The sequence below is a fragment of the Draconibacterium sediminis genome (assembly GCF_000949475.1).
In the GTDB taxonomy this organism is placed as follows: Bacteria; Bacteroidota; Bacteroidia; order Bacteroidales; family Prolixibacteraceae; genus Draconibacterium; species Draconibacterium sediminis.
This window is the reverse complement of record NZ_JRHC01000005.1, coordinates 109,018-123,357: the sequence shown is the minus strand read 5'-3', so window position 1 is coordinate 123,357 and position 14,340 is coordinate 109,018. Positions and strand designations below refer to the sequence as shown.

At 42.4% G+C, this 14,340-nt stretch carries 11 protein-coding genes and 1 tRNA gene; 5 read left to right on the top strand and 7 right to left on the bottom strand.

The genetic code is table 11. The features are described from left to right. Nucleotides 1-176: 176 nt before the first annotated feature. The 7 genes from LH29_RS17305 to LH29_RS17275 all read right to left on the bottom strand — a co-directional run bounded on the left by LH29_RS17305 (nt 177) and on the right by LH29_RS17275 (nt 10,216). Nucleotides 177-3,449, bottom strand: coding sequence for a VPS10 domain-containing protein (locus tag LH29_RS17305; RefSeq protein ID WP_045032220.1), 3,273 nt, complete (start codon nt 3,447-3,449; stop codon nt 177-179). A 207-nt stretch (nt 3,450-3,656) separates the two neighbouring features. Next, nucleotides 3,657-5,210, bottom strand: a complete 1,554-nt coding sequence (locus tag LH29_RS17300; RefSeq protein ID WP_198152492.1) for a MutS-related protein — start codon at nt 5,208-5,210, stop codon at nt 3,657-3,659. Nucleotides 5,211-5,300: 90 nt separating this feature from the next. Beyond that, nucleotides 5,301-6,050, bottom strand: coding sequence for a LytR/AlgR family response regulator transcription factor (locus tag LH29_RS17295; RefSeq protein WP_045032216.1), 750 nt, complete (start codon nt 6,048-6,050; stop codon nt 5,301-5,303). A 3-nt stretch (nt 6,051-6,053) separates the two neighbouring features. Further along, nucleotides 6,054-7,103 (bottom strand): sensor histidine kinase, encoded by a 1,050-nt coding sequence (locus LH29_RS24015; protein WP_052671055.1) that lies wholly within the window; start codon nt 7,101-7,103, stop codon nt 6,054-6,056. A gap of 1 nt (nt 7,104) precedes the next feature. Next, complete coding sequence (locus tag LH29_RS24010) at nt 7,105-7,827, bottom strand: LiaF transmembrane domain-containing protein (protein WP_052671054.1); 723 nt, start codon at nt 7,825-7,827, stop codon at nt 7,105-7,107. Nucleotides 7,828-7,916: 89 nt separating this feature from the next. Then, complete coding sequence (locus LH29_RS17280; protein WP_045032214.1) at nt 7,917-8,306, bottom strand: LiaF transmembrane domain-containing protein; 390 nt, start codon at nt 8,304-8,306, stop codon at nt 7,917-7,919. Between the two features lie 206 nt (nt 8,307-8,512). Next, a complete protein-coding gene (locus tag LH29_RS17275) occupies nt 8,513-10,216 on the bottom strand; it encodes a glutamine--tRNA ligase/YqeY domain fusion protein (protein WP_045032212.1) in 1,704 nt (567 codons plus the stop codon). A 110-nt stretch (nt 10,217-10,326) separates the two neighbouring features. Between LH29_RS17275 and folB the strand changes: the two genes are divergently transcribed. The 5 genes from folB to LH29_RS17255 all read left to right on the top strand — a co-directional run bounded on the left by folB (nt 10,327) and on the right by LH29_RS17255 (nt 14,206). Then, the gene (gene folB, locus LH29_RS17270) at nt 10,327-10,677 is read left to right on the top strand and encodes a dihydroneopterin aldolase (protein WP_045032210.1); all 351 of its coding nucleotides are present in this window, start codon (nt 10,327-10,329) and stop codon (nt 10,675-10,677) included. 250 nt (nt 10,678-10,927) lie between these two features. After that, on the top strand, nt 10,928-11,098 hold the full coding sequence (locus LH29_RS24665; protein ID WP_157493744.1) for a hypothetical protein: 171 nt from the start codon (nt 10,928-10,930) through the stop codon (nt 11,096-11,098). Nucleotides 11,099-11,165: 67 nt separating this feature from the next. Then, nucleotides 11,166-11,236: transfer RNA gene (locus tag LH29_RS17265), tRNA-Cys, on the top strand. A gap of 307 nt (nt 11,237-11,543) precedes the next feature. Further along, nucleotides 11,544-12,020, top strand: coding sequence for a (2Fe-2S)-binding protein (locus tag LH29_RS17260; protein ID WP_045032208.1), 477 nt, complete (start codon nt 11,544-11,546; stop codon nt 12,018-12,020). Nucleotides 12,021-12,058: 38 nt separating this feature from the next. Further along, nucleotides 12,059-14,206, top strand: a complete 2,148-nt coding sequence (locus tag LH29_RS17255) for a xanthine dehydrogenase family protein molybdopterin-binding subunit (RefSeq protein WP_045032206.1) — start codon at nt 12,059-12,061, stop codon at nt 14,204-14,206. The last annotated feature ends 134 nt before the right edge of the window (nt 14,207-14,340 follow it).

The following is a 14,340-nucleotide window of genomic DNA, read 5'->3' as shown; positions in this document are numbered from 1 at the left end:
ATCGGCCATCAATTTACAGGTTCGTTAGCCTACCTGTTTTCTTTCAATTTTTGAAAAACAAAAGATGCCATCCTACTGATGTATACAGTTTCGGATGGCATCTTTTTTTTAATCTCACATCCCCTTTCTCAAAGGGAGACGAGCTAGAAGCTAGCAACTCGTAGCTCGTAGCTATTTTACTCTTTCCATTCCGGTAAACGTCCCGGAGTCCATGGAGCATTTATCTTATTAAGTTCGGCTTCCAGCGCCGGAACTTCTTTTTCAACAATATTTTTCAACGCTTCCAACACCGGAGGAAATTCGTCTGTCAGAATTTCGTAAGCCTGTTTCTCGGTGGTGGTAATTCCCGTTGTCGATCCCATGTGAGTATAAGTAATATCACTCAAACGGTTGTTTAACGGCACTTGTGCAGGAGGAATTTCTTCCCAGCTTGCCCTGGCCGGCACACCATCCATTTTAAAGTTCAGCTCTTCCAACGCCACCCCAATTGCGCGGGCTTTATCCATTAATTCGGTGCTGGCTCCCGGAGTAGCGTAAACAGCTTGTTTTATCTTCTCCACTTTTGCAGTGGTTTCACTAATCATTCGGTTGGTTCCAACAACGGCCAGTGCCAGTTTATTCACTTTTTCGGCAAACTCAACATTTTCGTTGTAGTTTTCTGCCGGAAGTTCGGTATTGTTCAAACGCTTGCAAGTGAAGGAAACCGGCTCAACCAAATCGGTCAGTTCGCCTTCGTGCCACAATTTCATACCCACTTTGTATGTTCCGGGCATTACCATAATACCACGACCTGCGCTGGTAATCGGGTTATATTTATCGCCAATGCGGGCATTTGCTGTCGCCGCATAGGTCATATTCCAGTTCACACGGTTCACCCCTTTTGAAGGAGCTTTTGTAAACTGATCGATTACATTTCCATCCTTATCGTAAATGGTAAATATCAGGTGCGATTTTTCCTGCTGACCTTCCAGTTGTAACTCGCGCCATGTAGGTTGCGGAATTGGTTTTCCTTCCTTAAACAACTCTTTCTCTTCCTCTTTACGAAGCTGCTCTTTTGTTTTTGGCACCTCATTCAGATAATAAGTAAAAGTTGCGCCGTACTCCGGATTTTTCGCCGTAAAGTAGGTACTTCCCTGGTTGCTTTTACCACTGGTTTGTACAAACATCAGTGCATCTTTTATCGGAAAAATATCAGCTTCAGTATTTTCAAGGTCCGCTGAAATTTCTCGTAAAGGGCTATAATCATCCAAAATGTAGAAACCACGGCCAAATGTTGCTGCGACAAGGTCGGTTTCACGCTCCTGAATAGCAATATCGAACACCGGAATAGTTGGCATCCCCGATTTTAACTGTACCCAGTTTGTTCCACCATCAACGGTAAAAAAGATGCCAAACTCTGTTCCAACAAACAATAACTCAGGACGAACAAAATCCTGCATAATGGTGTGCACCGAACCGTTCTCTGGAAGATTACCAGAGATGGAAGTCCATGTTTTTCCTTTGTCGGTACTTTTACAAACGTAAGGTTTAAAGTCGTCGCGTTTTAGGTTATCGAAAGTTGCATAAACCACATTTGCATCAAAACGGTCGGCACAAATGTCGCTAACAATGGTCAGTTCCGGCACACCCGGAAAACTTTTTACCTGCATCCAGTTTTCGCCATTTTCAGTGATCGAAATAACACCATCATCGGTTCCGGCATACAACAATCCTTCTTGCAATGTCGACTCTTCAAGTGCCACAATGGTTCCCCACTGCGAGGTTGACACATCGCGAACCACCGCCTCTGCCGGCCAGTATTTACCCATTACCGGAATTGATGTGCGATCGATTTGTGCAGTAAGGTCATCGCTGATCACTTCCCAGGTGTTGCCACGGTCGTCGCTACGGAAAACCTTGTTGGCCGCCATGTACAAACGCGTATTCTTATGCGGACTGATAAACAACGGAGCATTCCAGTTCCATTTGTAAGTCAGTTCTCCTTTGCGTTCTATAGGTTTAATACTTAAACTCTCGCCACTTTTTTTATCAATACGATACACATTTCCGTACTGGTATTCCGAGTACACGATGTTTGGATTTCCGGGCTCGATAGCTCCCCAGAAACCATCGCCACCAAGCGTTGGTTCCCACTCGTCACTAATCACACCATCGCGGCTTGTATTTTGCGAAGGACCACCCATCGAGTTGTTGTCCTGTGTTCCGCCGTAAACGTTGTAAAACGGCTCAGCATCGTCGAGGTAAACACGGTAAAACTGCGTAACCGGCAGATTTTCTTTAAAATCAAAAGTCTTTCCGTCGTCCCAGGTTTCGTAAATACCACCGTCGCCACCAATAATATAGTGCTCAGTATCTGTCGGGTCGATCCAAATGGCATGATCATCTACGTGACGGCCACGGGTGCTTATGCTTGTCCAGTTTTTTCCTCCATCAACGGTTACTTTTGATACCGTTTCTGTTGAATATACCTTATCCACATTCTTCGGATCGCACACTATTTCGTTGTAATACTGACCGCTTGAGTGATAATCGCTCATTTTCTCCCAGCTTTCGCCTTTATCAGTCGAGCGGAAAAAACCACCTTTATCTTCAGCAGCCTCCACAATCAGATACACGTAATTCGGATCAACGGGCGATACATCAATTCCCATTCCTCCAATATGAACTGAAGGTAGTCCTTTCATGACCTTGCGCCAGTTTTCGCCGCCATCGGTACTTTTATATACGGCTGATTCCGGTCCACCCCCAATTTTTGTAAACGAAGTTCTGCGACGCTGCTCCGATGTTGCGTACATAATATCAGGATTACAAGGATCCATCACCACATTGTTTACACCGGTGTTTTCGCTAATCTCCAGCACTTTGTTCCAGGTTTCGCCACCATCGGTACTTTTGTACAGGCCACGCTCCTCGCCCGGTCCCCATGCCGATCCTTCAGCAGCAACAAAAATAACATCCGAATTGCGTGGATCGATAACGATTCCACCAATCTGGCGGCTTTCTTTCAAGCCCATATTTTTGAAGGACTTACCACCATCAAGCGATTTATAAACGCCATCGCCATAACCCAATGCACGCTGGTGGTTGTTTTCGCCGGTTCCAACCCAAACCACGTTTGAGTTATTCGGATCGAGCACCACAACACTTGTTGAATACGAACCGTAATTATCGAAGATCGGACTCCAGGTAATGCCATTGTTGGTGGTTTTCCAAACATTACCCGAAGCAACAGCCACGTAATACTCTTTATGATTGTCGGGGTTTACGGCAAAATCAGCAATCCGACCGCTTGCCCATGCCGGACCAATACTTCGCCATTTCAGGCCACTAACCAGCCCCGAATTAACAAAAGGCTTGTCTTCTTCCTTTTTCTCTTCTTCTTTCTTTTTGGAAAAGGCTACCGATGAAACCAAAAATACGGCCGCCATTAACAGTGTGAGTTTTTTCATAGAATTATTTTAAATGAGTGAATTCATTGTAAGAAAAATGCAATAAAAAATATCAGGTTCCGGCTAATATCAATCAGTTTAGGTTCAGTTTTATTTGGCGCTTAATATAAGAAATAATAAGCTTTTCAAAGAAGATTTATGTCACGAAGGAAAACTTCGGCATTAAAAGAGAAGACGAAATGGGGTGATTTATCGACCAGCTTTGTTTTAAATATTATTATCCAGTTCCTTAGATATACTATTCGCTTCTTTAACGATACTTTCGGGATAATCATTTATCTCCAGAATCCTGATCGCATTTCTTGTTTTCAGTTTGCCGTCTTTTATCCGATAGTCAAAATCTACCGTTTTATGATTGACATTCTCGCTAAAATGAAACAAAGCATATTCATCATGAAGTAAATCGGCCAGCTCAATATCGTGTGTGGAAACCAGAACAATATTTTCTCCTCCTGCCAGTGAAGACAGAACTGCTTTACCAGCAGAAATCCTTTCAATAGTGTTTGTTCCCTTGAATATTTCGTCGAGTAAAAACAAATTTGGATATTTCTGGGTACCGGCTTCCAACATTGTTTTTATAGTAAGAACCTCTTCGAAATAGTAGCTCTTATCATTTAGCAGATCATCACTGATTCTGATGGCCGAAAACACCCTCATTCGTGGCATTTCAAAATCAGCCGCGAAACAAGTATTTAAGGTTAATCCGCTTATAACATTAATGCCAACGGTTCGGATAAAAGTTGTTTTGCCCGACATATTTGATCCGGTGAGCAAAACTGATTTCTGATCGATATTAATATCATTCTCAACACAATCAGGTACTAAGGGATGATATAAATTTTTAGCCTGTAGCTTTTTGGCCTGCGCACTAATTTTTGGAATACAGTAATTTGGTGCACCTTCCCGAAGTGAAGCAACGGACAATAAAACATCAATTTTCCCAACAAAGCTAAACACATCATCCATTTCCCGGCGCATGGAATCGAGCCGTTTTAATACCCCAAACAAGAAGAGGGGCTCAATCAGAAACAGTATTTTGAAGAGTTCAATAAGACCTGCCACCAACGCAGCCATATCATTATCCATTTTAGCTTCCAGCCTGAAAAACGACAGCCTTCTTTTTATGCCAGAAATGGCTTTGAGGGATTTTCCAAGCTCACTATTTTGTGTGGTAAGTCGCTCATCTTTATAAAGCTCGGATGCCACTTTTGTTAAGCGTAACAATTGAGGTATCGAGCCTAAATACTGGTACAGGTTTCTTTTATTCCAAAAATGAATCATCATGTTTATGATGAAAATCCCGAACAGGAAAAATTTGATTTGTTGAGATACCGGAATTAAAAGAACAGAAACCAAACTCAGTACCGATAATATTTTGCATATAAAAAACCACCCGGGCGCTTTTTGGTGCTCCTCCTGAAAAAGTGTGCTGATATAATAAGCATCAGTGCTTTTTAATTTCTCCAATTGAAGTTGAACTGACGTTCTGAAATCGGGATCATTCAGGAAATGACCAATCAGTGTTTCATCCGAATTATGATCCGATTGGGGGATAGTTCTCAGTGTTTGATACAAATATTGCTGCCCTACTTTTGAGTGAGTCCGGTCGACAAACATAAACAACTCGTTAAAATCGAGATCGTTGCATATTTTATCCGAAAGCGTCTGAAAAGCGTTAGAATTATCCTTTGCCCGAAAGTACCTTTCAATTAAATCAAAATGAAATGAGTCGTCCTTAACTTTTCCAAAAGTTCTTTGCAACTCTTCTCTTTTCCTTTTTTTTCGATTTAATACCACAAGGTTTTCTATTTGAGGACAACATAGTTTTTCTTGAAATATTGCTGTTAAATATTAGAAATTCAACACCCCCTTCAAGTTTTTATAACCTGTTTTGCTGACTTTCAATTTTGTTTTGTCGTGCAGTATAACAATGTACGATTCCTTTTCGTATTGCTGTATTTCTTCGATCTCGTCGACCTTTACAATGTAGCTGCGGTGAATACGCACAAAGTTTTTCGGGTTTAAAGCATTCTCGAAATACTTCATGGTTTTTTGTTTCATCCAGCGTCCATCGTTGGTGTAGATCATTACATAATCATCCATTGACTCGATGTAACGCACAGCATCAACCGGAGCGATATGAATTTTATGACGATCCTTCACCACAATACGGTCGAGGTATTCATCCTTTGGAAAATCGCTTACTTTTTCGGCTACATCCGACTCTTTTCCCTCGGTTTGAATGCGCTCCAGAACTTTCTGAATGGCCTCATCCAAACGATCTTTCGAGTAGGGTTTTAACAGGTAATCGGCTGCATTATAGTCAAAGGCTTTTAAAGCATATTGGTCGTAGGCCGTGGCAAATATTATCTGTGGTTTGTGCTCGAGCAACTCCAGCAGCTCAAAACCTGTGATCTTTGGCATTTGGATATCAAGAAAAACCAGGTCGGGTTTTAACTCGTTGATTTGTTTTACGCCTTCAAAACCGTTTTCGCATTCGGCAATCAGATCAATAGCGTCATTATCTGCAAGGAACGACTTCATCAGGTTGCGAGCCAGTTCTTCATCTTCAACTATAATTGTGCGCAATTTTTCAGTCATGGTTTACAATTTTTGAGGAATGGTTAAAGTTACGGTAAATTCGTTTTGTTTATCTTCAATTTTCAGCAAATGCGGGTTTCCGTAGATCACCTGCAGGCGGTCGCGGATATTACGCAATCCAATTCCTTCGCCCTTTTTGCTTAATACATTTTTATCGTAGGTATTGCTGATGGTTACCACAAGTTTATCGTCGTCGCACCGGCAATGGGTAATTACATCGATGGTTTCGGTGGCTTCATACACACCGTATTTTATGGCATTTTCGTACAGCGGCTGAAGTATCATATTCGGAATTACGGCCTTTAAACAATTCTCTTCAACCGCAAAAACCGGGTTCAGCTTTTTCCCGAAACGTACCTTCTCAATCTTCAGGTACAGCTTGTTATTATCTATTTCCTGCTGAACAGTTACTTTTTCGCGTTGGTCGTGCTTAAGCGAATAGCGCATCAGCTGCGAAAGGTTGATCACCATTTCCTGTGCTTTTGCCGGATCGGTCATTGTAAGCGACGAAATGCTGTTCAAGCTGTTAAACAAAAAGTGCGGATTAATCTGCGATTTTAAGGCATGCAATTCGGCTTCTTTTACCAGCGCTTTTAGCTTGGTTTCGTTTTTGGTTTTTTCTTTAAATGCCAGGTAATAATTTACGGCGTAGAAAAACACCACGTTAAATGTATAAAGCAAATATCCGTTATAAAGCCCGGTGAACAGATAGTTATGATCTTCCTTTAACTGCCCGGGATTTATGAGTTTTGTAATTACCGTACCAATGTAAAGCCAAATTAAAACGATTATGGTGGCGGCAATAACATGGGCCAGAATTACACGACCAACACTGTTATCTTCGAGGGTACTGAATTTTATGACATACCAGATGGCAATTCCTAAAAATCCGAAAAGGATGATGTAGGCAAAACGTTCGGTCATGGCGGTAATAAAATCACTTTCGCCAACCGAAACAACCACTAAAACCATTACCACTGCCAGTATCAACCAAAACGCAACATACGAAATGGCCAACCGTGGTGATTTTATAAAGGGATGTCTAAAGTCCATTTTACAGGTATTTGATCTCTACGCCACCAAAAGCCGCAAAACCTTTTATCACCAGCGTTTTCGATGGATCGGGAACAATTTGATTCAACGAAGCACCGCGTTTATCGGTATAACCACCAAAAATAGCTGTTACTTCATTTTTCACCGTCCAGTCGGGTGGTACTTTAAAACCGCAGCCGCCAAATAAAGCCAGCGTGTCGATAACAGCACCATTGGCCGAAAGTTTTGCCTGACGAAGATCGTACTCCGTTCCGCCAAAAACTGAAGTGCTTTTTCCGCCCATAAAGTTCTGCGAATTTACATACACTTCGCGACCTCCGAAGATCACAAAATCATCGAAGTAGTCCTGCCCTTTTTGATCTCCCGGATTAAAATTGGGGCCTTCAAAAGGGTTTCGTCTTCCGGAGTGTGTTACCAGAATTGCCACGCCAATACCAATTATTAATACCGGCCAGCCTATTCGTCGTAATTCATAAGGTATATGAGCCACTTCCGGAATCAAAAAGAAACCTCCGATTACAATTAAAACTGTTCCTGTGGTTTTATTCCCTCCGATTATGGAGAAGACCCCAATTCCGATAAGTAACATTTGCCACGAGATCAGAATATCGTTCCAAAATGAAGGAATAAGATCGAGGCGCTCGAAAATCCACAGTGCACCTACCACAATTAGAAATAAGCCCAAAAAGGCTCTTCTGTTTGTACTCTCCGGTTTATTATCCATGATAAAAGTTTTAACTGTCCTAAAATATTGATAATCCTCTAAACACTGTCCATTTTTTTAGTGGATTTACTTTCCTTCGCAACTACGGGCTAAAACAAACGCGCGATCAACCCAATTCCCACGGCAATTAAGATTACCGGGAAAAGAAACACAATTGCCGCTCCTGATATGAAAATCAGTTTTGGCAATAAAAATATTCCTCCAATAATTAGCAGTATTAAACCGCCGGAACGTTTGCCGGCCATTAATACTGCACCGATAATGATCAAAATAACAGGCCATGAAAAAACAAAATGCCCTATTCCATGAAAAACGCTTCTTACAGGACTAAAAATGTCATGAAAGTTTAAAAACGGAAAATCAAAAAAGAAACCGGTTTGTTTTAGTATCCATACCAAACCAATACCGATTAAAACTAAAGCCAAGACTTCTTTTGAGTTTTCCTTTTTTTGCGTTCTTTCCTGTGGCACTTTTTCCATGATAGTGTTTTTTGCATTTACGCATCAAAAGTAAAAATCGCAAGCAGGCCAAACAGTTTACATTCGGTTAACAAAGGTTATGAATCGGTAAATGGGTATATGCAGGTATTAACGGGAATGACGCATTTGATGGGTTATATCGTAAAAATGCCGGAGTTAAGGCATAAAAAAAGGTTGTTCCCGATACGAAAACAACCTTTTTGCTTTTATTTTTTTTGTGCTTTTGCCCACGAATCGCGTAAGGGAACTGTTCGGTTAAACACCGGCAGTTCGGGCGTTGAATCCGGATCCATGTTAAAGTAGCCCATTCGCTCAAACTGAAAATGATCGAGCGGTTCAGCTGTTTTTACAAATGGCTCCAGGTAACAGTTATTCAGCACTTTTAACGATTCAGGATTCATAAACTCTTTAAAGTCTACATCCTTATGTCCATCCGGCTCTTCATCGGTAAACAAACGATCGTAAAGGCGCACTTCTGATTTAACAGCATGTTTTGCCGATACCCAGTGTACCACACCTTTTACTTTTCTACCATCGGAAGATTTTCCTCCTTTTGACTCGGGATCGTAAGTACAGTGCAGCTCAACGATTTTGCCGTTTTCGTCTTTAATAACTTCGTTACATTTTATCAGGTAACCGTAGCGCAAACGCACCTCGCGGTCGGGCCCCAAACGGAAAAACTTACGTGGAGGATCTTCCATAAAATCGCTTTGTTCGATATAAACCTCGCGTGAAAATGGAACATCACGACGCCCCATCGATTCATCCTCCGGGTTGTTTACGGCGCTTAATATTTCTTCTTTATCCTCAGGATAATTGGTGATAACCACTTTCAGCGGATCGAGCACGCCCATTACACGCTGTGCAATTTTATTCAGATGATCGCGCACACTGAATTCCAGCAGCGACACATCAGTCATTCCATCCACTTTTGTTACGCCAATTTTATCCGAGAAATTACGGATCGATTCAGGCGTGTAACCTCTTCGGCGTAAACCCGAAATAGTTGGCATCCGCGGATCGTCCCAACCACGAACGTGATTGTCTTTCACCAATTCCAGTAATTTACGCTTGCTCATTACAGTGTACGTAAGGTTCAAACGCGAAAACTCGATCTGACGCGGACGGTAATCCGAATCCATCAACTGCGTAATAAACCAATCGTATAACGGACGGTGCACCTCAAACTCCAAGGTACAAATCGAATGGGTGATTCCTTCCCAGTAATCGCACTGACCGTGCGCAAAATCGTACATCGGATACACACACCAGTTATTTCCGGTGCGGTGATGTTCGGCTTTCATTATCCGGTAAATAATCGGATCGCGCATATGCATGTTCGGCGATGCCATATCTATTTTTGCACGCAGCACTTTCTCTCCCTCGTTAAATTCGCCCATTGTCATTCGCTCAAATAAATCGAGGTTGGTTTGAACCGAACGATTTCTGAACGGACTTTCAGTTCCCGGTTTCTGCGGCGTTCCTTTTTGCTCGCTTATGGTTTCAGCATTTTGGTCGTCGACATAAGCTTTGCCCTCTTCAATCAATTGAACGGCAAAAGCGTGTAGTTTTGGGAAATTATCGGATGCGTAATACAAACGATCCTCCCAGTCGAAACCCAACCAACGCACATCTTCCATAATCGATTCAACATATTCAGTTTCCTCTTTTGATGGGTTGGTATCGTCGAAACGAAGGTTTGTTTTACCTCCGTATTTTTGCGCCAACCCGAAATTTAAACAGATCGATTTGGCGTGGCCAATGTGTAAATAACCATTGGGTTCGGGGGGAAAACGTGTATGTACACGATTATCATTTTTCCCTGCGGCCAAATCGGCGTCGATTTGTGCATGAATAAAGTTGGCCCTTTTGGGCGCTTCAGCATTAGTATTTGTATTTTTTTCTGCCATTTTCTTGATTTATCCCCTATTGAATAAGGCTACAAAATTAAAAAATGATTTGTGAGTACACTTAACACCTGTTCAAATTATTACTTTTGTTGCAATAATATTAATTAGGGATGGGAGTAATTGAAATAGAGGGAATGAAATTTTATGCCTATCACGGGCATTTTGCGGCCGAGCAAATTGTTGGCAACCACTTTGAAGTGTATTTGCGACTGGAAACAAACTGCGCTGCTGCTGCCAAATCAGACAATCTCGACGACGCACTGAACTACCAGGCTGTTTACGAAACTGTAAAAGAAGTGATGCAGATTAAATCAGCTTTGTTGGAAAATGTAAGCAAACGTATTTTGGATACCCTTTACGACCGGTTCCCGGCAATTGATAAAGCCCGAGTTAAAATCTCGAAAATGAATCCGCCAATGGGAGGCGAAATGGAACGGGTAAGCGTTACTCTGGAGCGATAATTTATGGTCACTGTTTACAGAACGTCATCCTGAGCGAAGTCGAAGGATGGAAGGAATGAAGGACTGAGATTTGAAATGCTTTAATGCTGAAATACTTTAATCGAAAAAACTCGCAGCTCGTAACTTGTAGCTCGCGACTAACATAATCCCATGTTATTAAATATTTAATCCCCAGCTCAATACTGACATTTATCAAATTATTCGAACTTCTTTTTCGTATTTTCGAAAAAAATAATTCAACCTTTTACTCATGTTTTATAGTTCGAATAATTTAAACGAAGGGAAGTGCCGAAAATCGTGCACTACTGAAAAGAAGCGAGAGCTTCACGAGGGAAATAATCCAAAATCGACTGATATCGGTTGGCAGTTAGGTGCCAGCGACTTGCATGTAAATGCAAACTGGCAAGAACGCAGAAAATAACACGATTTTATTTTTTATGTTGCGAGAACTGCAAAATTTTATATTTTTGCAGTCCGAAAACGTACAAGGTTCCTTGGCCGAGTGGCTAGGCAGCGGTCTGCAAAACCGTGTACGGCGGTTCGACTCCGCCAGGAACCTCAACAAAGAGAGCAATAACAGCTCTCTTTTTTTATTTCAGATAATCAATTGTTTTAGCCTTAAAACCCTTAAGCAAACCTCAAATGCAGAATCCTGTTTTGGTTCTTAGTATTACTGCACGCATTATCTCCATTCAATAACTTCTGTTCTTCCAAGGAGTATTACACCATTACCACTTCCCCATTTTCTTTGTAATTAATTCTTAGTAAATTTGAAGGAAGAGCATTTTTGCCAAAAATGATTTCACGCGGAATTTGAAACAACACTAAATTCTGCAGGAAATCTAAATCATATTAAACCAACTGTAATGAAAGCGAAAATCGAATTTACTTTAAACGGAAAAAATGTTTCGGTGGAACTGGAAGAGTCGAAAAAGCTGCTTTGGGTTTTGCGAACACATTTCAACCTGACAGGCACCAAATATGGATGCGGCGAAGGATATTGCGGCGCCTGCACCGTACTCATCAACAACTCGGCAACCCGGTCGTGTGCCACCACCATTGGCGAGGTAGCCGGCAAAAATGTGATCACAATTGAGGGACTTGCACAGGGGGAAAAGCTGCATCCGGTGCAGCAGGCATTTGCCGACCATGATGCGCTGCAATGCGGCTACTGCACTCCGGGCATGATTATGAATGCTGTGGGATTATTAAACGATCAGCCAAATCCGAGCCGGGAAGATATTATTTTGGGAATGGAAGACAATCTGTGTCGTTGTGGTGCTCACAACCGTATTCTCGATGCAATTGAAGCCGCTGCAAACGAAATGCAAAACGGCAAGTAATTCAGCTTTTAATGTATTCACACCTAAAAAATGACAACATGGATAAGGCAAAAAATATTCAGGATTATATAGAAGGACACACCCCTTCCAACACCATAAAACGCCGGAACTTTATTCAATTGCTTGGCGGAGGTATTTATGTTTTCTTTCATGCCGGAGCAGCGCTAAAACTGATGGCGGCTGATGGAGATCAACGGCAGTTACCGGATGATTTTAATGCTTTTCTTCGAATTCATGAGAATGGAAAAGTATCGTGTTATACCGGAAAAATAGAGATGGGTCAGGGAGCAAATACGGGCCTGGCCATGATGCTGGCCGATGAGCTTGATGTAGCGTACGAAAATGTTGAAATGGTAATGGGCGACACCGATCTCTGTCCTTGGGACATGGGAACGTTTGGTTCGCTTACAACCCGCATGTTCGGGCCGTCGATGTTGGCCGCTGCAGCAGAAGCGCGCCAGGTTTTATTGGAACTGGCTGCGGAAAAACTGGGTACAGAAGTGGACAAGCTCGAAGTTACTGAAGGTGTGGTTTTTAATCGTCAGAACAAAGGAGAGGCCGTTACTTACGCTCAACTTACCAATGGGCAACGCATAGAACGGGTTGCGAAAAAAGATGCTACCGTTAAAGATTATTCGAAATACAAAATAATGGGCAAGCTGAAATTCCGTGCCGACAGCATGGAAAAGGTTACCGGAAAAGCCAAATATTCCGGCGACATGCGTTTACCCGGAATGCTTTATGCCCGTTTATTACGTCCGCCATCACATGGTGCAAAATTAATTTCGGTGAATACATCGGAGGCTGAAAAAATTGACGGAGTTCAGATTGTAAAAGATGGCGACCTTGTGGCTGCTTTGCATGAAGACCCGGAAATGGCAGAAAAAGCACGAGGCTTATTTCGCGCTAAATTTGAGAAGGCTGACAAACCGGTTAATAATGACAACATTTTCGATTATCTAAAGGAACGTGCACCGGAAGGAAATGTAAATATTAATGAGGGAGATCTTTCAAAAGGAGAAGAACTGGCAACCTCGGTTTTTAATACCGAATTCCACGACGGATACGTTGCCCACTCGCCCATGGAACCTCACACTGCAATGGCTTATTTCGACGGCGATAAAATGACTGTTTGGGCCGGAACGCAAACACCATTCCCCGCCCAATCAAATATTGCCCGAATATTGGGAATGGAAGCAGAGAAAGTTCGGGTGAAACCTCCTTACCTGGGAGGTGGTTTTGGTGGAAAATCGGCCCACGGACAAGCCGTTGAGGCAGGAAAACTGGCAAAACTAACCGGTAAACCGATTATGGTTGACTGGACACGGGAAGAAGAGTTTTTCTATGATAACTTCCGTCCGGCAGCAGTTTTAAAAGTAAACTCGGGAATCGACGACGCAGGTAAAATTACCTTCTGGGATTACCACGTTTATTATGCCGGCGACCGCGGCTCCGAAACCCTGTACGATGTGCCTCATCAGAAAAGAACGGTTTACGGACGTGGATGGAGAGCACCGGGAATACATCCTTTCGACACCGGAGCGTGGCGCGGACCGGGCAACAGCACCAACACCTTTGCACGCGAAACACAAGTGGATATCATGGCTGCCAAAGCCGGAATCGATCCGGTGGAATTCAGACTAAAAAACCTGAAAGACCAACGTGCTATCGATGTGCTGGAAGCCGTGGCAGAAATGGCTGACTGGAAACCGGGAAAATCACCGTCAGGAAGAGGTTTCGGTGTTGCTATTGGTTCTGATGCCGGAACCTATGTTGCACACATTGCCAAAGTTGATGTTAACAAAGAAACCGGTGAAGTGAAAGTTTTAAAGGTTTGGGTAGCGCAGGAAATGGGATTTTGTGTAAATCCACAGGGTGCAACCATTCAAATGGAAGGCTGTATAAACATGGGGCTGGGTTATTCCCTCAAAGAGGTTATTGAGTTTGAAGGAGGAAAAGTGAAAACCAAAAACTTCGACACCTATGAAATTCCACGGTTCTCGTGGATACCGGAAATAGAAACTAAAATTCTGCAAAGAAACACGCCTCCGCAGGGAGGTGGAGAACCGGCAATTGTTTGTATGGGAGCCGTAATCGGAAATGCTATTTACGATCAGACGGGAGCCCGATTACTTGAAATGGCGATGACACCAGACAAAGTACTTCAGGCTTTGAAAAATGTATAATCATTAAGTAGAAATAATCCTACGAATTACAATTTGTCACTTTTTAATAGAATCAACCACAAGACCTGGATTCCAGCGCGATTAAAACCTGGAATCCTTTTTTTATCCGTATTGCTTCTTTTCGCATATTTGTA

Coding starts and splice junctions, on each gene's coding strand:
- LH29_RS24010 (WP_052671054.1), bottom strand. CDS start 7,827: ATGGATAATAAACCGGAGAGTACAAACAGAAGAGCCTTTTTGGGCTTA.
- LH29_RS17275 (WP_045032212.1), bottom strand. CDS start 10,216: ATGGCAGAAAAAAATACAAATACTAATGCTGAAGCGCCCAAAAGGGCC.
- LH29_RS24665 (WP_157493744.1), top strand. CDS start 10,928: ATGTTTTATAGTTCGAATAATTTAAACGAAGGGAAGTGCCGAAAATCG.
- LH29_RS17260 (WP_045032208.1), top strand. CDS start 11,544: ATGAAAGCGAAAATCGAATTTACTTTAAACGGAAAAAATGTTTCGGTG.
- LH29_RS17295 (WP_045032216.1), bottom strand. CDS start 6,050: ATGACTGAAAAATTGCGCACAATTATAGTTGAAGATGAAGAACTGGCT.
- LH29_RS17305 (WP_045032220.1), bottom strand. CDS start 3,449: ATGAAAAAACTCACACTGTTAATGGCGGCCGTATTTTTGGTTTCATCG.
- LH29_RS17255 (WP_045032206.1), top strand. CDS start 12,059: ATGGATAAGGCAAAAAATATTCAGGATTATATAGAAGGACACACCCCT.
- LH29_RS17280 (WP_045032214.1), bottom strand. CDS start 8,306: ATGGAAAAAGTGCCACAGGAAAGAACGCAAAAAAAGGAAAACTCAAAA.
- LH29_RS24015 (WP_052671055.1), bottom strand. CDS start 7,103: ATGGACTTTAGACATCCCTTTATAAAATCACCACGGTTGGCCATTTCG.
- folB (WP_045032210.1), top strand. CDS start 10,327: ATGGGAGTAATTGAAATAGAGGGAATGAAATTTTATGCCTATCACGGG.